15 protein-coding genes are annotated in these 20,034 nt (G+C 61.2%); 10 read left to right on the top strand and 5 right to left on the bottom strand.

Going from position 1 to position 20,034, the window contains the following annotated elements:
• Positions 1–4 precede the first annotated feature (4 nt).
• Entirely contained in the window at positions 5–931 is a 927-nt protein-coding gene (locus PH558_RS09545) for a LysR family transcriptional regulator (RefSeq protein WP_095433916.1), read from the bottom strand.
• Positions 932–1,103: 172 nt separating this feature from the next.
• Here PH558_RS09545 and PH558_RS09540 point away from each other — a divergent pair, with 172 nt between their 5' ends.
• The 8 genes from PH558_RS09540 (at position 1,104) to mmsB (ending at position 9,451) form a co-directional block, all read left to right on the top strand.
• Positions 1,104–2,312 (top strand): ABC transporter substrate-binding protein, encoded by a 1,209-nt coding sequence (locus PH558_RS09540; protein WP_095436168.1) that lies wholly within the window; start codon positions 1,104–1,106, stop codon positions 2,310–2,312.
• Between the two features lie 15 nt (positions 2,313–2,327).
• The gene (locus tag PH558_RS09535; RefSeq protein ID WP_285203864.1) at positions 2,328–3,110 is read left to right on the top strand and encodes an ABC transporter ATP-binding protein; all 783 of its coding nucleotides are present in this window, start codon (positions 2,328–2,330) and stop codon (positions 3,108–3,110) included.
• Positions 3,111–3,112: 2 nt separating this feature from the next.
• Positions 3,113–3,814: an ABC transporter ATP-binding protein gene (locus tag PH558_RS09530; protein ID WP_095433918.1), complete on the top strand. Its 702-nt coding sequence runs from the start codon at positions 3,113–3,115 to the stop codon at positions 3,812–3,814.
• 3 nt (positions 3,815–3,817) lie between these two features.
• Positions 3,818–4,705, top strand: coding sequence for a branched-chain amino acid ABC transporter permease (locus PH558_RS09525; protein WP_285203855.1), 888 nt, complete (start codon positions 3,818–3,820; stop codon positions 4,703–4,705).
• A 1-nt stretch (position 4,706) separates the two neighbouring features.
• Positions 4,707–5,690 (top strand): branched-chain amino acid ABC transporter permease, encoded by a 984-nt coding sequence (locus PH558_RS09520; protein ID WP_285203854.1) that lies wholly within the window; start codon positions 4,707–4,709, stop codon positions 5,688–5,690.
• 163 nt (positions 5,691–5,853) lie between these two features.
• Positions 5,854–7,449 (top strand): GMC family oxidoreductase, encoded by a 1,596-nt coding sequence (locus PH558_RS09515; protein WP_285203850.1) that lies wholly within the window; start codon positions 5,854–5,856, stop codon positions 7,447–7,449.
• A gap of 39 nt (positions 7,450–7,488) precedes the next feature.
• Positions 7,489–8,547 carry an enoyl-CoA hydratase/isomerase family protein gene (locus PH558_RS09510; RefSeq protein ID WP_285203848.1) on the top strand — a complete coding sequence of 353 codons (1,059 nt, stop codon included), beginning with the start codon at positions 7,489–7,491 and terminating at the stop codon, positions 8,545–8,547.
• A gap of 22 nt (positions 8,548–8,569) precedes the next feature.
• Positions 8,570–9,451, top strand: a complete 882-nt coding sequence (gene mmsB, locus PH558_RS09505; protein WP_285203847.1) for a 3-hydroxyisobutyrate dehydrogenase — start codon at positions 8,570–8,572, stop codon at positions 9,449–9,451.
• Between the two features lie 185 nt (positions 9,452–9,636).
• On the opposite strand, the gene PH558_RS09500 is transcribed toward mmsB, so the two are convergent.
• On the bottom strand, positions 9,637–11,703 hold the full coding sequence (locus PH558_RS09500; protein ID WP_285203846.1) for an ATP-dependent helicase: 2,067 nt from the start codon (positions 11,701–11,703) through the stop codon (positions 9,637–9,639).
• A 271-nt stretch (positions 11,704–11,974) separates the two neighbouring features.
• Between PH558_RS09500 and PH558_RS09495 the strand changes: the two genes are divergently transcribed.
• Entirely contained in the window at positions 11,975–12,850 is an 876-nt protein-coding gene (locus PH558_RS09495) for an SMP-30/gluconolactonase/LRE family protein (protein WP_285203845.1), read from the top strand.
• Between the two features lie 50 nt (positions 12,851–12,900).
• Here the strand turns inward: PH558_RS09495 and secD are convergent, their stop codons facing one another.
• From secD to PH558_RS09480, 3 genes are all read right to left on the bottom strand, one after another.
• The gene (secD, locus tag PH558_RS09490) at positions 12,901–15,456 is read right to left on the bottom strand and encodes a protein translocase subunit SecD (protein ID WP_095433926.1); all 2,556 of its coding nucleotides are present in this window, start codon (positions 15,454–15,456) and stop codon (positions 12,901–12,903) included.
• 93 nt (positions 15,457–15,549) lie between these two features.
• Complete coding sequence (locus tag PH558_RS09485) at positions 15,550–15,978, bottom strand: hypothetical protein (RefSeq protein WP_285203843.1); 429 nt, start codon at positions 15,976–15,978, stop codon at positions 15,550–15,552.
• A gap of 137 nt (positions 15,979–16,115) precedes the next feature.
• A complete protein-coding gene (locus PH558_RS09480) occupies positions 16,116–17,636 on the bottom strand; it encodes an ArnT family glycosyltransferase (protein ID WP_285203842.1) in 1,521 nt (506 codons plus the stop codon).
• A 719-nt stretch (positions 17,637–18,355) separates the two neighbouring features.
• Between PH558_RS09480 and PH558_RS09475 the strand changes: the two genes are divergently transcribed.
• Positions 18,356–19,993, top strand: coding sequence for a globin-coupled sensor protein (locus tag PH558_RS09475; RefSeq protein WP_285204412.1), 1,638 nt, complete (start codon positions 18,356–18,358; stop codon positions 19,991–19,993).
• Positions 19,994–20,034 lie beyond the last annotated feature (41 nt).

The following is a 20,034-nucleotide window of genomic DNA, read 5'->3' as shown; positions in this document are numbered from 1 at the left end:
GATCTCAGCTTTCCGGGCGTCTCCATGGGCCTAGAAAGGCCGGCGCATTCTTGCGCACGGCTTCCGCGAGAAAGTCGATGACAGTGCGCACGCGTGGCGATTGGCGCAGATCGCGGTGGCAGGTGATCCAGTAGTGGCGCCTGAGATCCACCTCATGCGGCAGGACCACCTGCAGATCAGGGTGCTTGCCGGCAATGAAGAATGGCAGCACGCAGAGCCCCTGGCCATTCTTGGTCGCCGTCAGCTGCGCGAAGATGCTTGAGCTCTGGAACTGCGGCCTGATGCGCGGATGGACGTCATCGAGATAATCCAGTCCCGGCGCAAAAATCATATCCTCGATATAGCCGATGAAGGCGAAGTCAGGCAGATCGTTGCGGCTTTCGATCGGTGGATGGCGGGCAAGGTAGTCGCGCGATCCATAGACCTGCAGATGGTAGTCCGTCAGTTTCTCGGTGAAGTAGGGACCAGCCTTTGGCGGGTCGAGCACCACGACGATATCGGCTTCCTTGCGCGAGAGCGACATGATCTGCTGGATGGTGATCAGCTCCAACGAAATATTCGGGTGTTTCGCGGTGAATTCCGGCAGCACGCCGGTGAAGAAGAAGTTTGAAAAACCCTCCGGCGCGCTGATGCGCACGACACCCCGTTGCGCTGCCGATCCCGCGGAAAGATCAGCGCGCAGACGTTCCGTCTCCTGCTCCATATGTTCGGCGGTATCGACGAAGCGCTGTCCCATGCTGGTCAGCATGTAGCCGCGCGGATTGCGCTCGAAGAGCTTGACCTTCAAGGCGAATTCCAGCCGGTCGATACGGCGCGAAACCGTGGCATGGCTGCTGCGCAATTGTCGCGCCGCGGTGGAAAGCTGCCCCGTTCGCGCAACGGCGAGGAAGAACTGCAGATCGTCCCAGGTAAAGTGCGGCGTGCGCTTCATGCATCCTCCTCTGTTCAAAAATGAACAGACCTTGTTTGGAATTAATTGCAATCGCGACTTGCGTCAACGCGCGAATTCCGTGATCTTGGCGGTCGGGAAAAGCCGTTTTGAGGAAAGCGGCTGGCCAATTTTGAACAGATTCGTTTTTGCCAAATCTCTGGGAGGAGAGGATATGCGAAAGAGTCTTATTGCGTCCCTTACGTTTCTGCTTGCAGCCAGCACCGCGGCTTTCGCCGCTGGCCCGTCCGATGGTGTCGTCAAGATCGGCATTCTCAACGACCAGTCCGGCGTCTATGCGGATTTCGGCGGCAAGTCGTCGGTAGCGGCCGCCAAGATGGCTGCCGAGGATTTCGGCGGCAAAGTGCTGGGCGTGCCGATCGAGATCGTCGACGCCGATCACCAGAACAAGCCCGATATCGCCTCCAACATCGCCCGTCAGTGGTATGATCAGGACAAGGTCGACGCCATCATGGAGCTGACGACCTCTTCGGTCGCGCTCGCCGTGCAGGCGGTCGCCAAGGAAAAGAAGAAAATCGATATCGTCACGGGCGCCGCGACCACCGATCTCACCGGCAAGCAATGCTCGCCCTATGGCTTCCATTGGGCCTATGATACGCATGCCCTGGCCGTCGGTACCGGCGGCGCGCTCGTCAAGCAGGGTGGCGACACCTGGTTCTTCCTAACCGCGGACTATGCTTTCGGCTACTCGCTCGAGCAGCAGACCAGCGATTTCGTCAAGGCAAGCGGCGGTAAGGTGCTCGGCTCCGTCCGCCATCCGCTGTCGACTAATGACTTCTCGTCCTTCCTGCTGCAGGCACAGTCGTCTGGCGCCAAGGTTATCGGCCTTGCCAATGCCGGCCTCGACACCTCGAATGCCATCAAGCAAGCCTCGGAATTCGGCATCACCCAGGGTGGCCAGCATCTGGCGGCACTGCTCTTTACGCTCGCCGAAGTCCACGGCCTTGGCCTGCAGGCGGCGCAGGGCCTGACGCTGACGGAAGGCTATTACTGGAACCTCGACGACAAGAGCCGCGAATTCGGCAAGCGCTTCTTTGCCCGCACCGGCAAAATGCCGAACATGATCCATGCCGGCACCTATTCCGCCGTGATGCAGTATCTGAAAGCCGTGCAGAAGGCCGGCACGGATGACACCGACGCTGTTGCCAAGCAGCTGCATGATATGCCTGTTGATGATTTCTTCGGCCGCGGCGGTACGGTCGGCGCCAACGGCCGCATGATCCATGACATGTATCTGCTTCAGGTCAAAAAGCCGGAAGAAAGCAAGGAGCCGTGGGATTACTTCAACGTGCTGGCGACGATCCCCGGCAAGGAAGCCTATATCGATCCGGCCAAGAGCGGCTGCGACCTCGTCAAGCAATAGGGCTTGGAACAGCCCATGGCGATGTCCGCGACACATGCGCATGAAGAGCCCCGGGTGGTTTTGTCCGCTCGGGGACTGCGCCGCGATTTCGGTGGCTTCACCGCCGTCAAGAATGTCGATCTCGACGTACATCACGCGCAGGTTCACGCTCTGATCGGCCCGAACGGCGCCGGCAAGACGACGGTTTTTAATCTCCTGACCAAATTCCTGCAGCCAACGCACGGCACGATCACGCTGCTCGGCACCGATATTACCAAGACGAGGCCCGACAAGGTCGCGCGCATGGGTCTCGTGCGCTCCTTCCAGATTTCCGCTGTTTTCCCGCATCTGACGGTGCTGGACAATGTGCGGGTCGCCTTGCAGCGGCCAAACAATCTCGCCCACCAGTTCTGGCGGCCGCTATCCGCTCTCGACAGTCTCAATGCCCGCGCCGAACAGCTCATCGCCTCAGTCGGTCTCTCGAAGGAGTGCAATGCCATCGCTGCCGATCTTTCCTACGGCCGCAAGCGCGTGCTGGAGATCGCAACGACGCTCGCGCTCGATCCGAAGGTGCTGCTGCTCGACGAACCGATGGCAGGCATGGGGCTGGAGGACGTGAACACCGTCTCCGCCATCATCCGCGATGTTGCGCGCGACAGGGCTGTGCTCATGGTCGAGCACAATCTCTCGGTCGTTGCCGATATCTGCCATCATGTCACGGTGCTGCAGCGCGGCGAGATCCTGGCCCAGGGCGATTATGCGACGGTCAGCCGGGACCCGCGTGTCCGCGAAGCCTATATGGGCACGGAGGAGGCTTGACGATGGCGCCGCTTCTTGACGTTCAGGGCCTCAATGCCTGGTATGGCGAAAGCCATATCCTGCATGGCGTCGACATGCGTGTGGGCGAGGGGGAAACCGTCACCATCCTCGGCCGCAACGGCGTCGGCAAGACGACGACGCTGCGCACCATCGTTGGCATCGTTCGTGCCCGCAAGGGCAGGATCACACTTGCCGGCAACGACATGATGCAGGTGCCGCTGCACAAGACGGCACATCAGGGCATTGGTTTCGTGCCGGAAGAGCGCGGCATCTTCTCGACACTCAGCGTCTATGAAAACCTGATGTTGCCGCCGGTCGTGGCAGCAGGAGGCATGACACTCGACGAGATCTTCGAGCTGTTTCCTAACCTGCATGAGCGGCGCAATAGCGTCGGCACAAGGCTTTCCGGCGGCGAGCAGCAGATGCTTGCCATGGCCCGCATCCTGCGCACCGGCGTCCGCATGCTACTGCTCGACGAGCCGACGGAAGGTCTTGCGCCCGTCATCGTCCAGCGCATCGGTGAAGTCCTGCAGAAGTTGAAAAGCCGCGGCATGACCATCTTGCTTGTCGAGCAGAATTTCCGCTTCGCCAGCCGCATTGCCGATCGCTTCTATGTGATGGATCACGGCCAGATGGTCTCGGAATTTCCGGTCGGCGAACTCACAGAGCGCATGGATATGCTGCACAAGGTTCTGGGGGTCTGAGCCATGACGACGATATTCGGCATCCCCGCCCAGGCGCTTCTCGGTCAATTGCTGATCGGCCTCATCAACGGTTCCTTCTATGCGCTGCTGAGCCTCGGCTTGGCGATCATCTTCGGCATGTTGCGGGTCATCAACTTCGCCCATGGCGCGCTCTATATGCTAGGCGCCTTCACCGCCTATCTCTTGTTTGCCTATGCCGGCATCGGCTATTGGCTGGCCCTCGTTCTGGCACCGTTGATCGTCGGGCTGTTCGGCGCGCTGGTCGAGCGGTTCTGCCTGCGCCGGCTCTACAGGGTCGATCCGCTCTATGGCTTGCTCTTCACCTTCGGCATGGCGCTGACCATAGAAGGAACCTTCCGCTATCTCTACGGCTCCTCGGGCCAGCCCTATGCCGTGCCGACGGAATTGGCGGGGGCGAAAAATATCGGCTTCATGTTCCTGCCCGTCTATCGCGGCTGGGTGGTCATTGCCTCGCTGGTCGTCTGCATCGGCACCTGGCTGCTCATCGAAAAGACCAAGCTTGGCGCTTATCTGCGCGCCGCGACCGAGAATTCCACGCTTGTCCAGGTTTTCGGCGTCAATGTGCCGGTGCTCCTGACACTGACCTATGGTTTCGGCGTCGCGCTTGCCGCCTTTGCCGGCGTGTTGGCCGCACCGATCTATCAGGTTTCGCCGCTGATGGGCTCGAACATGATCATCATCGTCTTCGCCGTCGTGGTCGTCGGCGGCATGGGCTCGATCATGGGGGCGATCGTCACAGGCTATATGCTCGGGATCGCCGAGGGCCTGACCAAGGTCTTCTATCCGGAAGCCTCCAACATCGTCATCTTCGTCATCATGGCAATCGTGCTGCTTCTGAGGCCCGCGGGCCTCTTCGGTCGGGAGGCGTGATATGGCTGGATTGATCAGCTTGGGCTCCAAGGAGCGTCCAAAACTTTCCGTGCAGAAGCTGTTGCTGATCCTCGGCCTTGTCGGCCTGATCTGGGCGCCGTTCTTCATCTACCCGATCTTCGTCATGAAGGTGCTGTGCTTCGCGCTGTTTGCCTGCGCCTTCAATCTATTGCTCGGCTATGCCGGCCTGCTCTCCTTCGGCCATGCCACCTTCTTCGGCGGTGCGGCCTATTTCACCGCCCATGCGGTGAAGGAATGGGGGCTTCCGCCCGAACTCGGCATCCTGATCGGCGTCGCCGGCGCCGCGCTGCTCGGCCTCGTCATGGGTTTCGTCGCCATCCGTAGACAGGGCATCTATTTCGCCATGATCACGCTGGCGCTCTCCTACATGTTCTATTTCTTCTGCCTGCAGGCGGCATTTACTCATGGCGAGGATGGCATTCAGTCGGTGCCGCGCGGCTATCTCTTCGGCGTCCTCGATCTCAACAACTCCTTCAACATGTATTACTTCGTCCTCGCGATCTTCCTGATCGGCGTGCTGATCATCTGGCGTTTCATCAACTCACCCTTCGGCATGATCCTGAAATCGATCCGCGAAAACGAGCAGCGGGCGATCTCGCTCGGCTATTCCGTTGCGCGTTACAAGCTTGGCGCCTTCGTCATGTCGGCCGCACTTGCGGGGCTTGCCGGTGCGGTCAAGGCATTGGTCTTCCAGTTTGCGACGCTGACGGATGTTGCCTGGCAGATGTCCGGCGAGGTCATTCTCATGACGCTCCTTGGCGGTATCGGCACGCTGATCGGCCCGATTTTTGGCGCGGGATTCGTGGCGACGCTGGAAAACTATCTCGCCACGTCGGAATTTCCGGTCACCATCATCACCGGCATCGTCTTCATGGTCTGCGTTTTGCTCTTCCGCCGCGGTGTCGTCGGCGAATTCTATGCCTCGTGGCTGGGACGGAAGCTGGGGTTTGAATATCGGCGGTAATGATCAAACCTATGCGTTCTTGTTGTGCACCCCCTCACCCCAGCCCTCTCCCCAAGGGGAGAGGGGGAACTGTCTCTGACGATCACCGGATACGGGGCCTAGGCAAATGCGGAAATAGTCCCCTCTCCCCTCGGGGAGAGGGTTAGGGTGAGGGGGCATGCCAATGGACCGCTTCGACTACATCATCATCGGTGCCGGCAGTGCCGGATGCGTGCTGGCCAACCGGCTTTCGGCCGATCGCAACAACCGCGTGCTGCTGCTGGAAGCCGGCGGCAATGACAACTACCACTGGATCCATATCCCGGTCGGCTATCTCTATTGCATCAACAATCCCCGCACCGACTGGTGTTTCACCACGTCGCCCGAAGCCGGACTGAATGGCCGGTCGCTGAACTACCCGCGCGGCAAGGTGCTGGGCGGCTGCTCCTCCATCAACGGCATGATCTATATGCGCGGCCAGGCCCGCGACTACGATCTCTGGCGCCAGCTCGGCTGTGCGGGCTGGGGTTGGGACGACGTGCTGCCCTATTTCATCAGGTCCGAGGATCATTATCGCGGTAAGGATGAGATGCACGGCGCGGGTGGCGAGTGGCGGGTCGAGAAAGCGCGTGTGCGCTGGGCCGTGCTCGATGCCTTCCAGGCTGCGGCCAAGGAGGCCGGTATCCCCGAGACGGCGGATTTCAATCGCGGCAACAATGAAGGCTCCGGCTATTTCGACGTCAACCAGCGCGCCGGCATCCGCTGGAACACGACGAAAGCCTTCCTGCGCCCGGCCATGAAGCGCGGCAATCTCACCGTCTATACCAAGGCACAGGTCCGCCGGCTGATCGTCGAGGGTGATGCCGTGAGCGGTGTCGAGTTCCAGCATGATGGTGTGGCAAAGCGCGCCTATGCGAACAGGGAGACGGTGCTATCGGCCGGCTCCATCGGCTCGCCGCACATTCTGGAACTGTCAGGCGTCGGCCATGGCGAGGTGTTGAGCAAGGCCGGCATCGACCTCGTGCGCGAGGTTCGGTCCGTCGGCGAGAACCTGCAGGATCATCTGCAGCTTCGCCTTGCCTACAAGGTGACCGGCGTACCCACCTTGAACGAGAAGGCGACAAAGCTGATCGGCAAAGCGGCGATCGGGCTCGAATATCTGGTGCGCCGTTCAGGCCCTATGGCAATGGCGCCGAGCCAGCTCGGCATCTTCACTCGCTCCGGACCGGACAAGGAAACGCCGGATCTGCAATACCACGTGCAGCCGGTTTCGCTAGACAAGTTCGGCGATCCCGTCCATCCCTTTCCGGCCATCACCGCCAGCGTCTGCAATCTGCGACCCGAAAGCCGCGGCTCGGTGCATGTGCGCAGCCCCGATTTCGCCATGCAGCCGGCCATTAGCCCGAATTATCTATCGGCGGCACGCGACCGGGAGATCGCCGTTCGTTCGATTCGCCTGACGCGGCGGATCGTGGCGCAGCCTTCCTTCGCCCGGTTCAGACCGGAGGAGTTCAAGCCCGGACCGGACTACGAGACGGATGCCGATCTGGAACGCGCCGCCGGCGATATCGGCACGACGATTTTCCATCCGGTCGGCACATGCCGTATGGGCGGTGACGCCCAAAGTGTCGTCGATCCGCGCCTGCGGCTCAGGGCATTGGCAAGGCTGCGCATCGCCGACGCCTCTGTCATGCCGTCGATCACGTCGGGCAACACCAATTCACCAACCATCATGATCGCCGAGAAGGCAGCCGAGATGATCCTTGCCGACAACAGATGAATCCCTGGGGATTTATAGCAGCAGGGACAGGAGATTTGCATGGATAGCATGGACGAAGTCATCATCGAGCGGCGCGGATCGGCCGGCATCATCAGGCTCAATCGGCCGAAGGCGCTGAACAGCCTGACATTGCCGATGGTGCGCGTCATCACTCCGGCACTGGAGGATTTTGCCGCCGATCCGGCGATTGCGAGCGTCATCGTTCTGGGCGAGGGGGAGCGCGGCTTCTGCGCCGGCGGCGATATCCGCCTGCTGCATCAGAGCGGCAAGGACGGCACCGATGACGCGGAAACCTTCTGGCGCGAAGAATTCCTGCTCAATCATGCCATCTCGCGCTATCCCAAACCTTATGTGGTGCTGATGGACGGCATCACCATGGGCGGCGGCGTAGGCCTTTCGGCTCACGGCAGCCATCGCGTCGTCACCGAACGCACGCGCCTCGCGATGCCCGAGACCGGCATCGGCTATTTCCCGGATGTCGGCGCCACCTGGCTGCTGCCGCGTGCGCCGGGCGAAGCTGGAACCTGGATGGGGCTGACCGGCCTTACGATCGCCGCCGCCGATGCGATTCATGCCGGTTTTGCCGATCATTGTGTCGCATCCTCCGCGTTGCCGGCTCTCATAGATGCGATCACAGCGCTGCCCGCTGCCGCCACTGCAGCAGACGTGCACGCTCTCATCCGAACGATGGCGGCTGATACAGGCGAAAGCCGGCTTGCGGCAAACGGAGAGGTGATCGATCGAGCGTTTTCGGCAGACACGGTGGAGGAAATTCTGAAGGCTTTGGCCGCTGAGCCCGGAGAGTTTGCCGCTGACGCTGCCGGCGTCATCGCCACCCGTTCGCCGACCAGCCTGAAGCTGACCTTGCGGCTTCTCAGGGCAGGGCGAACGAGCGCCGATTTGGCCGAATGCCTCGATCGTGAACTCGGCGCTTGCAAGGGCATATTGTATAATCACGATTTCTACGAGGGCGTGCGCGCCGCCGTCATCGACAAGGACCGCAATCCGAAATGGTCTCCGGCGAGCCTCGCCGAAGTGACGGCGGATGCCATCGACCGTTTCTTCATACCGGCGCAGCCACCACTTTTCGCAAGATAACCGATCATGGGAGGAAAACATCATGACACGGATCGCATTCATCGGCCTCGGCAATATGGGAGGTCCGATGGCCGCCAACCTCGTCAAGGCTGGCCACGCCGTCACTGGGTTCGATCTTTCGCATGACGTGCTGAAGGCAGCCGAAGCATCGGGTGTAAAGCCTGCCAGCGTGCTGACCGAGGCCCTGACGGATGCCGAAGTGATCGTGACCATGCTGCCGAAGGGCCAGCATGTCCTCACCATCTGGACCGACGTGCTGCGGTCCGTGCCAAAGGGAACGCTGCTGATCGACAGCTCTACCATCGATGTCGATAGCGCCCGCAAGGCGCATGCCATGGCAGGCGATGCCGGTTGCCTTTCGCTTGATGCCCCGGTTTCGGGGGGCACGGGCGGCGCTGCAGCGGGAACGCTGACTTTCATGGCCGGCGGCTCGACGGAAAGCTTCGCGGCTGCAAAGCCGCTGCTCGAGGTGATGGGCAAGAAGATCGTCCATTGCGGCGATGCCGGCGCCGGCCAAGCCGCGAAGATCTGCAACAACATGATCCTCGGTATCTCGATGATCGGCGTCTGCGAGGCCTTCGTGCTTGGCGAAAAGCTCGGCCTCTCGCATCAGGCTCTCTTCGATGTCGCCTCGACTTCCTCCGGCCAATGCTGGTCGATCAATACTTATTGCCCGGTGCCCGGCCCTGTGCCGACCTCACCGGCCAACAACGACTACAAGCCCGGTTTCGCGGCAGCGCTGATGCTGAAGGACCTGCGCCTGTCGCAGGAAGCGGCGCTGTCGAGCGGTGCATCGACGCCCCTGGGTGCGGAGGCGGCGCAGCTCTACGCGCTCTTCGAAAAGCTCGGCAATGGCGGCCGCGATTTTTCGGCAATCATCGAGATGTTTCGCGAGGCGAAGTGAGAAGGGCTGGATAGTTGGCCGGGCGCAGGGTTGCCCCTCACCCCCGGCCCTCTCCCCGCTCGCGGCAGGGGAATCGCATATGAAATGAGGTCGTTGCAGCGCACCCCTTCTCCCCGAGGGGAGAAGGAACTTGCGGAGGCAGCATCAAAGAACATGCCTGACCTGCCGACCTCAATTGCTGCAACTCATCGCCACATGCCCCGCATCCGCGCGCCCACATCGACGCGTACCTCCCGCGCCCGGACGGCGGCGGCGCTTTCGGCACGCGCCTGCGGCCAGCCGCAGACCTCAAAAAACTGCAGCAACGTGGCGGGAATGAAGCGGGTGCGCGAGGCGAAGACATGCTTGTCGCCCTGCGCATGTTGGCCGTGCACGAAGAAGCGCTGCGGAATGACGAGATCGAGATTGTCCTTCGCCCGCGTCATCGCGACATAGAGCAGCCGCCGTTCCTCCTCGATCTCAGCCGATGATCCGACTGCGAGATCGGCGGGAATGCAGCCGTCGACGGCGTTGAGGATGAAGACCTTCGTCCATTCCTGGCCCTTGGCGGAATGGATGGTTGATAGGATCAGATAGTCTTCGTCGAGCAGCGGCACACCGGCCTGGTCGCTGGTGGCGTCCGGTGGATCGAGCGTCAGCTCCGTAAGGAAACGCTCGCGCGAGCCGTAACCGGCGGCGATCTGTTCGAGCTGGACGAGATCGGCCTGGCGGGTTGCGGCATCTTCATGCGCGCGCTCCAGATGAGGCTCATACCATTGGCGAACCAGGCCGATTTCCGCCGGCCATCCGGCCTTACCGCTTTTGATCTCCCGCATCGTCTCGACAAAGGCGGTCCAGTCGTCCCCCGTGCGCGGTGGCGGCGGGAGTTCGGTGAGCGCCGTGATCGGGCTTGCCTCTTCGCCGATCTGGTCGAGTATGCGCTGCGCGGTGGAAGGCCCGACGCCGGGCAGGAGCTGCATCAGGCGGAAGCCCGCCACGCGATCGCGCGGGTTCTGGGCGAAGCGCAGCGCCGCCAGCATGTCTTTGACATGGGCGCTGTCGAGGAATTTCAGCCCACCGAACTTGACGAAGGGAATGTTGCGCCGGGTGAGTTCCACTTCCAGCGGCCCGCTATGGCTGGAGGTGCGGAATAGCACTGCCTGTTGCTTCAGCCTTACGCCGCCCTCGCGATTTTCCAGTATCTGGTCGGCGATGTAGCGCGCCTGATCGGCCTCGTCGCGCACCGTCACCAGCCGCGGCCGTTCCGTGCTTTGCCGCTCGGTGCGCAGGTTCTTGGTGAAGCGCTCCGAGGCGAGATCGATCACGGCGTTGGCGGCAGCAAGGATCGGCTGCGTCGAGCGGTAATTGCGGTCGAGCGTCACGATATCGGCCGAGGGCGTGAAAGCCTTGGGGAAATCGAGAATGTTGCGCACGGTCGCGGCGCGGAAGGAATAGATCGACTGCGCATCGTCACCGACGACGGTCAGCCCGCGACCATCGGGCTTGAGAGCCAGCAGAATGGAGGACTGCAGCCGGTTTGTGTCCTGATATTCGTCGACGAGCACATGGTCGAAGCGACTGCCGATATCCTCAGCGATCAGCGGCTCCTGCAGCATATGCGCCCAATAGAGCAGCAGGTCATCGTAATCGAGCACGTTCTGCGCCTGTTTCGCCTCGACGTAAGAGGCGAAAAGATCGCGTAGCTGCTGCTCCCACGTGGCGCACCACGGGAAGTAATCCCGCAGCACGCCGTCGAGCGGCGCTTCCGCATTGACCGAGCGTGAATAGATGGCGAGGCATGTCGCCTTGGTCGGGAAGCGGTTCTCCGTCTTCGAGAAGCCGAGATCATGGCGCGCAAGATTCATCAGGTCGGCGCTGTCTTCCCGATCGTGGATCGTGAAGGCCGGATCGATGCCGATCTGCTCGGCATAGTCCCTGAGCAGACGTGCGCCGATGCCGTGGAACGTGCCGCTCCATGCGAGTGCGTCGGCGTTAATGCCGGCATTCGCGCCCAGCACCTCGCGGCAGATCCGCTCGACGCGACGGCCCATCTCGGCGGCAGCGCGGCGCGAGAAGGTCATCAACAGGATGCGGCGCGGGTCCGCACCTCTAACGATCAGATGCGCGACGCGATGGGCGAGTGTATTCGTCTTGCCGGAGCCGGCCCCGGCAATGACGAGCAACGGGCCGGCAATATGGCCGTCACCGCTCGTGCCATGTTCCACCGCCAGCCGTTGCTCCGGGTTCAGCTTTTCCAGATAGGCGGCGGTCATCAACTCTCCTGAGTACCTCCGACGGCAGGCGGAGCGCGACATGCGGCGAATCGCAAGCGCAAAATATAAGGACGTTCTATGGATGTTCCGAATCGCCAAAGCCTGTCAAGATGAACAGGCCCGCACGGGGATGTGACCTCCGGCGCAAGAATCTTATAGGGATTTGCACTCGCCCGGCTCGAAAAGGGCCTTCTTCGTGCTTATGTATCATTTCGGCGCAGCATTTTGAGTTTTTGGGGCTTCGTAATGCGTAGAATGAAGGTTTCAAAACATGAACGAAACGATTGCCACCGGGCTGCGTCTGCCTAGCGGCCTCGTGGCTTTGCCGGACGGCCGCCTGGCGGTGGTGGAAATGGATGCCAGTCGTCGCTGTCTGAAACTTTTCAACGCAAGCGGCGTACCGCAGGAACTTTGCCGGGTCGGCGGCCGGCCGATGGGGATTGCGGTCGATGGTGACGGATGTTTCTGGGTAGCCAATGGCCCGGAGAATTCCCTTGTCAGATTATCGGCGCAAGGCCGCGTGCTGCAAGTCATCGAGGGTAGCGCGGATGGTCCCTTTCTGCATCCGAATGCACTCGCTTTCGGACCCGACGGTCTGCTTTACATGACTGATTCTGGCATCCGTCTTGCCAATCTTCTCGAAGGCGGCCATATCCATCCTGATTTCTTCAAGGCGGCTTACAATGGCTGCGTCTATCAGATCGATCCGGCCGAGGGACGAGTCATCCGGGTCCTGGCTGCCGGTCTGCTCTTTGCGAGCGGCATTGCCTTCGATGCCGATGGATTGCTCTATTATAGTGAAACACTGACCGGAAAAATCTATCGGCAGGTCGTTGGCGGTAGGCAGGAAATGTTTGTCCAGTCGATGACATCGCCCGCCGTGAACGCGCTGCGCGGGCCGGTCGGCCTCGCTTTTGATCGCAGTGGCATGCTGTATTGCGCCATGTACGGCCTGGGTGAGATTTCCATGGTGGACGCCGAGGGAAAAATGGCCGGCCATATCCGTACGGATGGCGGACGGCCAGCCAATATCGCCTTTACCGTCGACGGCAAACATCTGCTCGTCAGCGAGCAGGAAAACGGTGTCGTGGAAAAGATTACCGCGCCGCGTCCGGGCTTGCCTTTGCATATGCCGCCGATTTCGTAGGGCGGGCGGAGGACATGCCCCGGAAGCCGGGCATGTCCTCTTTTCATTTATTATGCGGCAGGAATCTGCTTGTTGTCCTTACCTGACTTGCCGTCTGTCGATGCCGTATCATTGGCAACCGGCTTGGCATGACGGCGGCGCCAGTCGCCGAGGAACAGCAGGATCGGCGCCGCGATGAAGACCGACGAGGCGCCGGCAACGAGAATGCCGAACACCATCGGGATCGCGAAGCTGGAGACGGCGCTGCCGCCCCAGATTGCCATCGGCACCAGCGCCAGGAAGGCGGTGGCATTGGTGTATAGGCTTCGCGCCAGGGTCTCATTGATCGACTTGTCGATGATGTCGCGCAGCGGCATCGATTTGTAGAGCCGCATGTTTTCACGCATGCGGTCATAGACCACGACTTTGTCGTTCACCGAATATCCCACAAGCGTCAGGATCGCGGCGATGGCCGTCAGGTTGAAATCGAGGCCGGTGATCGCGAAGAAGCCGATCGCCTTGGTGACGTCGAGCACCAGCGTCACGATGGCGCCAACCGCGAACGGCCATTCGAAGCGATACCAGATGTAGAACAGCATCGCCAGGCTGGCGATCACGACCGATAGGATGCCGGCCCAGGCAAGCTCGCCTGAAACCTTCGGACCGATGACATCGGTGCCTTCGATGGTCGCACTCGGGTCGATCTTGACGATTTCGGCCTTGAGCTTGGTCACTGCCGCCGTCTGCGCCTCTTCGCCGCCGTCCTGGCGCTGGGCGCGGACAAGGAGGCTGTTGTTGTCGCCGAAGGACTGCAGTGCGATTTCGCCAAGGCCGAGCGTATTCAGGCCCTCGCGGAACGTCGCCAGATCGGCCGCGTCCTTGGTCTTGACCGACATCTGGATGCCGCCGCGGAAATCGACGCCGTAGTTAAGGCCCGGATGGATGAACAGGACCACCGAGGCGAGCGACAGGATCGCCGAGACCGTGACGCCGAAGAAGCGGGCCTTCATGAACTGGATGTGCTTGTCATAGGGGCTGAAGGGGATCAGCGGCCTGATGTTGATCACCTTCAGCTTGCGGCGACGGGTGATGGCGATCATTACGACACGCACGAAGGCGACGGAGGTGAACATTGAGATGATGAGGCCGAGACCCATGGTCACGGCAAAGCCGCGAACCGGGCCGGAGCCGAAGTAGAACAGGATGGCGGCGGCGATCAGCGCCGTCATGTTGCCGTCGATGATCGTCGAATAAGCCTTCTTGAAGCCGTTATCGATGGCGGCGAAGGCGCCGCGGCCCTTGCGGGTTTCTTCGCGGATGCGCTCGTTGATGAGAACGTTGGCATCAACCGCGAGACCGATACCAAGGACGACGCCGGCGATGCCGGGCAGCGTCAGCGTGGCGCCGACAAGCGTCAGGGCCGAGAAGGTCAGGACCGTGTGGATGAGCAGGGCGACATTCGCCAGAATCCCCCAGGCGCCATAGAGCACGAAGATGAAGGCGGCAACCAGGACGAAGCCGACTAAGCCGCTATAGATGCCCTTCTGGATCGCGTCGCTACCAAGGTCGGCGCCGACGGTACGCTCTTCGATAACGGTGAGCTTGGCCGGCAGGGCACCGGCGCGCAGCAAGGCTGCAAGCGTGGTGGCACTGTCTGCGGTGAAGTTGCCGGAAATCTGGCCCGAACCGCCGGTGATCGGTTCGCGGATGTTCGGCGCGCTCAGAACCTTGTTGTCGAGGACGATAGCAAAGGGCTTGCCGACATTTTCGCGGGTGATTTCCGCAAAGCGGTTGGCACCGGCGCTGTCGAAGCGGAAGGTGACGAGCGGCTCATGCGTGTTCGGATCGAAGCTGACGCGGGCATCCGTCAGGCGGTCGCCGGACAGTTCGATGCGGTCGAGAACCGGATAGCTGTTGCCCTGCTCGTCCTTCATGATGGTGACGCCAGGGCCGGGATTGTTCGGATCGACGTTATCGGCCAGCAGATGGAAGGACATCTTCGCGGTCGAGCCGAGAAGCTCGCGCAGGTGCGACGGATCCTGTGCGCCCGGAAGCTGGACGAGAACGCGGTTCGGCCCGACGCGCTGAATGGTCGGCTCGGCAACGCCCACCTGGTCGACGCGCTTGCGGATGACTTCAAGGCTCTGCTGAACGGCGGAATCGACGTTGGCCGAAATGCCGGCCGGCGAGAAGGACATCGCGATCGTCGCGCCATTCGGTTTGATGTTGAGATCGGACTGGCCGGCCGAGAGGCCCGACGTGATCGTATTGGCCAGCGTCTGCAGTTGTGTCACGGCATCGCTGCTCTGTGAGGCATCGCTGAGCGTCACGACGATCTGGTCGCCGTTGCGGACGACCGAGCGGGTCTGGATGTTCTTGTCGCGCAGCACGCGGCGCGCGTCCTGCTGCAGCGATTGCAGCCGGCCGTTCGTCAGGTCCTTCTCGTCGACTTCGAGAACGAGATAGGAGCCGCCGCGGAGGTCGAGGCCGAGCGAAACCTGGCTATGCGGCAGCCAGGATGGGATCTTGCTGAGAACCGACGGCGGCAGCGCGTTCGGCAGTGCGATCAGAAAGCCAATGACGATGATCACCGTATAGAGTGCCACGAGCCATGGTGAGGTACGCATGGGTATTATCCTTGAAAATAGGCTTATGCCGACGGTCTGGCCGCAGGCGGACTTGAGGTCGTGTCGGAAATGCAGCGCGTCTGCGCCAAACGCTTAGGCAAGCGTGCTTGGAGGCGCACGCGCGAGATAGGCGCGAAACGCCAGGGATTCGAGCCGTGTGGCATCATTCGGGCGGTACGGGCGGTACGATTGCCACGAGGTTGCCGGATATCCGAGGGTAGGGAGGGCAGCAAGAGTTGCAGGCCCTATATCGTGCCATGTGGCCTTCGGCGTCACCAGCCGATCGGCAACGACGATGCCGCGGATCGGATCACGCAGGGAAAGGTAGAGTGGTTGGCTATCCTTGCCCGAGGAGAGCGCGTCCGCATCGGCGCGGGCGGCAAGGTTGATGCCCCCGCCAAGCGCCAATCCGATATAGGCGAAGAATGCGACGAACAGGGAGGCGATCACGCGCGCTCCGGCGCGGTGCGTCCTGTCGTCTCTATCTTCGCTGTCGGCGGCGCCGAATTCGAGCGGGTTCAACGTTCCAAAATGCCTTCATTCCTTTGCCGGAGCGAACTCCAGCGGTTCGGTCATGATAACAGGACGCCTAGCGTCTTCCTAGTGCGGCCTGTCATGATGCAGTTGCACGAGCCGGTCAACAGTCCCGGCTCGATTTCTTAATTTTCCGTCGCACCTGTTACCGACGATTTAGGCGCTAGGCAGGATGCCGGCACGCGATAGGCATAGAGCGTCTTGCCCTTCATCTCGCCATAGGGCGGCGACCAGCTCTTCAAGAGTTCGGCCTGGCCTTCCGGGCACTCGATCGGATCGTTGTCGACGAACAAGACCGGACCGGTCACGCTGGCCGGCAGGGAGAAGTCCTGCTCGTAATAATTCGCGGGGAAACCGCCGAAGGGACGGGCATAGATGTGGAACGGCTTGCCTTTCAGCGTGTAGTAGAGATCGGCGAGGATATCGCGGTCCTGTGCAACGATTTCAGGCAGTTTCGCCTGCGTGGCGATGTCGGCGATTTCTTCACTGATGATGCTGCGGCCGACATAGCGCTTCATGACGAGATCGCCGTTCGGCAGCTTGATGTCATAGGCAAAGACGGTCAGCACCGGGATCACGAAGGCGACGACAGCGCCGATGATCAGCGAGGTCCTCAGCCCTTTTTTCGTCAGCCGATAGAGCAGCCAGACGGCAAGAATGGTGCCTGCGGCATAGGCCGAGACGGCCCAGTTGGCATAGGCCTTGGCGAGAAGGGCCTGCAGCGTGATCAGCGCAACGACAGGCACCGAAAGCCAGAAAAGCAGCTTTTCCCGGTCGTCGCTCTGCCCGCGGATCCATCGCCACGTCGCCCACAAAAGCGCGTAGAATACGACCGGGCCGACCACGCCGAACTGGGCACCGAAGAAGCTGAGCCCGTTGAGTATGTGCTTCAGCAGGGTATTGCCGCCGCCGCTCTTGCTCCATTGGGCGATGTTTTCGGTGTGCTTTATGGTCGTTGCGTCATGGGTGAGATTCCACCAGAGATTGGGGGAAACGACGATGGCCCCGACAATGGCGGCAATGGCAACGTCCCGCCACGCAATCCGCGCCGAACGCATCGTCAGCATGGCAAGGCCGACACCGGGCAGAAGGAAGAGCACCGAATATTTCGTCAGGAAGGCGATGCCGAGGCTGGCACCGAGGATGACAGCTTCCAGCACTGAGGAACGCCTGGTCAGGCCGATAAAAGCCCAGATGGCGATGGTCACGAACAGGATCTGGATCGTGTCCGTCGATACCAGCACGGCGGAAAGCGAGGCGGCCGGCAGCGTGATGAAGATGACGCCGACCCATGGCGCGATCTCTCGTCCTGTCTCGTCGTTGATCAGCCGCCGCGTCGTGCACATCAGCATGAGGGCGGTGGCGAGATGGAAGAGCGGCGCCGATATGCGGATCCAGAAGGTCGAATCCGAGCCGGAGATCGCATTGAAGAAGCGGATGACCCAGGCAATCATCGGCGGCTTGGAATAATAGCCGAAATCCAGATTCTGGCCCCAGAACCAATATTGCGCCTCATCGACGAAGAGGTCCGTCCTGTTGAGGAGCAACATGAGCACGCGCCAGAGCGTTACTCCGAAGATGACCGCAAGGGCGAGGCCTAGCGAAAGTTTCTGGGCATTTGTTCGGGAATGGGTCGTGTTGAGCATTAAAGGATGGGTCTCGGTGCCTGATCGTGAGGCTTAATACGGAACTATTGAGGCCAAAGCTAGCTCCCTGCCGTCCGTGGGAACAGCAGCGCTCGCATTGTGGCCGCGAAGTGCCATATGTCCGATTTTGGATATCAGACGTCCGTTAAAGCTTGCCTAGAGAATGCGAGGGGTAGCTTTGCCGCGCGCCTCTTCGATGCGGGACAGAAGCATGAAGGCCGCAAGCGTCAAGCTGGCCATCAGCGAGGCGGTCAAACCAAGAACAATCATTGCTCTCTCCGTAGCGACATCGAAACTGTCTATCCCTTGGGTAGTAAGGGATGAAGCTTGCTCGTGACTTGCGATCGATGTTCTTCGACGGCGACAAACTATATCGGAAAGTAATCGCTAATTTAGTATAGATCAGTAGGAGACATGCCTTCTTACGTCATTAACCTTCGGGCAAGGAATTAACCATAAATATTGAGCCTGAACGTCGGAATGGGAAAATTGTGACTCGTTCTCAGCAGGCATGAAGCCGCCCCGTCGTACCGGGTCCGATCCGGTATCCATGTCATCAAACAGGTCCGCAATAGACTTTGATGAACGAGCGAGCTTCGGTGCCTCGATCAAATGATCGACGGCTACGGCTGCCTTTCCTCGCCTCCTCATTGCGCCTGGCGCGGATCATCAGCGGTTTCGCCGGCGCTTGAATGCGCGGCAGTTCGGCAGGGACGATTTTGGCGCAGGATTCGCCGTCAGATCAGGCAGGCAAGGCGCAGGCTGGCAGCCTTCGCGACCGCTTGCGTTTTGCTGGTCTCGATGCCGAGCAATGCGAAACCTTGCGCCGCCACCGGCCGATGCTCGAGACGCATCTGAAAGCAGGCCTGCGCGATCTTTTCCACCGCTTCCAGACGTTCCCGGATGCCGCCCGCAATTTCACCAGTGAAAGCCAGCTCGAACGGCTCCAGGATTTGCAGTCCTCGCACTGGGACGTGCTGACGGACGCGCGTTTCGACAGCCTCTATGCCGAGCGCGTCAAGGTTCTGTCCGATAGCGAAAGCAAGATGGGGCTCGATCCGCGCTGGCATGTCGCGGGCCATGGCGTCATGCTGGAGCATCTTCTGTCCGGCCTTCTCGAAGACATGGGCGGCCGTACCATTCTTCCGGGAGCCAGGCGTCGTGCCCGTGAACTGATCGAACTCGTCACAGCGATCGTGCGGCTCGTCATGGTCGATGTCGAGATCGCTGTATCGCTGCGGTTCAACGAATTGCGGGTCGGCCACCAGCGTGCGCTCGCGGAACAGCGGACGGCTGATCGCGCCGAGGCTGCAGCCTTCCTCGCTGAGCTTGCCAACGGTCTTGCCGATCGCGATCTGACGACGCGCGTGCCTGCGGATTGTCCCGAGGCCTATGCCGAGGTCGCGGAAGCCTTTAATGCGGCGCTGGAGGACATCCAGCAGCAGTTTTCAGCCCTGTCCGGTGGTGTGCAGGCGGCCGAAGCGACGAGCGACGCCATTTCCCGCTCCGCGAAATCCTTGGCTGAAAAATCGTCCGAACAGTCGCAGGGCCTTGCGGCATCCGCCCGGCAGCTTGCGGAGCTCGCCGAACAGGTCCGCGGCAATGCTGCCAATACCCGTTCGGCTGAGCGTGTCGCGGTATCGACGCGCACTGCGGCGGAAGACAGCGGCCGGATCGTCGGTCAGGCTATCTCGGCCATGGCCGATATCGAGACCTCGGCCGAAAAGATCGGCCAGATCATCGGCGTCATCGATGAGATTGCCTTCCAGACCAATCTTCTCGCACTGAATGCCGGCATCGAGGCAGCCCGCGCGGGCGACAGCGGCCGCGGCTTTGCCGTCGTCGCGCAGGAAGTTCGCGCGCTTGCCCAGCGTTCCGCCGATGCGGCCCGCGAGATCAAGGTTCTGGTGACGGGAACAAAGGCGCAGGTGGATGCGGGCGTCCAGATGGTTGGCCGCACCCAGGATGCGATCGGCAGCATCGTCCGCCAGGTGACCGATATCAACGAGGCCATATCAGGCATTGCTGCGGCAAGCGACGAACAGCTCGCCGGCCTCAAGGCGTTGACTTCAGATATTGGCGGCTACAGCGAGCGTGCGGCAGCCGCCGGGAATGAGGCAAGCCGCTCCGAGGAAGGTGCCGATCATCTGCATACGGTCGTCGTCGAACTTGGCCGGACCATCCGCGAATTCCGCATCGAGCGTGAGCGGCGTCATGCGGGCTCGGTCAAGGCCGCGCCGCAACGTCAGCTTCCGGCTCGCGACGAATACAGCACGATGCGGGATGAAGATGAGATGGCCGATTTCGGCTTCCCGCTTCGCAGGACCGCGACGGGAGGCGAACGCAATGCCTTTTGATTTTTCAGTTTCATGCACATGCGGGCCGATCGGCCCGATTT

The sequence above is a fragment of the Rhizobium pantanalense genome (assembly GCF_030182525.1).
GTDB lineage: Bacteria > Pseudomonadota > Alphaproteobacteria > Rhizobiales > Rhizobiaceae > Rhizobium.
This window is presented reverse-complemented; position numbering and strand designations above follow the sequence as displayed.

Excerpts from the sequence above, each read along its gene's own strand:
- PH558_RS09480 (WP_285203842.1), bottom strand. The coding sequence starts at position 17,636 with ATGCTCAACACGACCCATTCCCGAACAAATGCCCAGAAACTTTCGCTA.
- PH558_RS09510 (WP_285203848.1), top strand. The coding sequence starts at position 7,489 with ATGGATAGCATGGACGAAGTCATCATCGAGCGGCGCGGATCGGCCGGC.
- PH558_RS09495 (WP_285203845.1), top strand. The coding sequence starts at position 11,975 with ATGAACGAAACGATTGCCACCGGGCTGCGTCTGCCTAGCGGCCTCGTG.
- PH558_RS09515 (WP_285203850.1), top strand. The coding sequence starts at position 5,854 with ATGGACCGCTTCGACTACATCATCATCGGTGCCGGCAGTGCCGGATGC.
- PH558_RS09535 (WP_285203864.1), top strand. The coding sequence starts at position 2,328 with ATGGCGATGTCCGCGACACATGCGCATGAAGAGCCCCGGGTGGTTTTG.
- secD (WP_095433926.1), bottom strand. The coding sequence starts at position 15,456 with ATGCGTACCTCACCATGGCTCGTGGCACTCTATACGGTGATCATCGTC.
- PH558_RS09540 (WP_095436168.1), top strand. The coding sequence starts at position 1,104 with ATGCGAAAGAGTCTTATTGCGTCCCTTACGTTTCTGCTTGCAGCCAGC.
- PH558_RS09520 (WP_285203854.1), top strand. The coding sequence starts at position 4,707 with ATGGCTGGATTGATCAGCTTGGGCTCCAAGGAGCGTCCAAAACTTTCC.
- mmsB (WP_285203847.1), top strand. The coding sequence starts at position 8,570 with ATGACACGGATCGCATTCATCGGCCTCGGCAATATGGGAGGTCCGATG.
- PH558_RS09525 (WP_285203855.1), top strand. The coding sequence starts at position 3,818 with ATGACGACGATATTCGGCATCCCCGCCCAGGCGCTTCTCGGTCAATTG.
- PH558_RS09530 (WP_095433918.1), top strand. The coding sequence starts at position 3,113 with ATGGCGCCGCTTCTTGACGTTCAGGGCCTCAATGCCTGGTATGGCGAA.
- PH558_RS09545 (WP_095433916.1), bottom strand. The coding sequence starts at position 931 with ATGAAGCGCACGCCGCACTTTACCTGGGACGATCTGCAGTTCTTCCTC.
- PH558_RS09500 (WP_285203846.1), bottom strand. The coding sequence starts at position 11,703 with ATGACCGCCGCCTATCTGGAAAAGCTGAACCCGGAGCAACGGCTGGCG.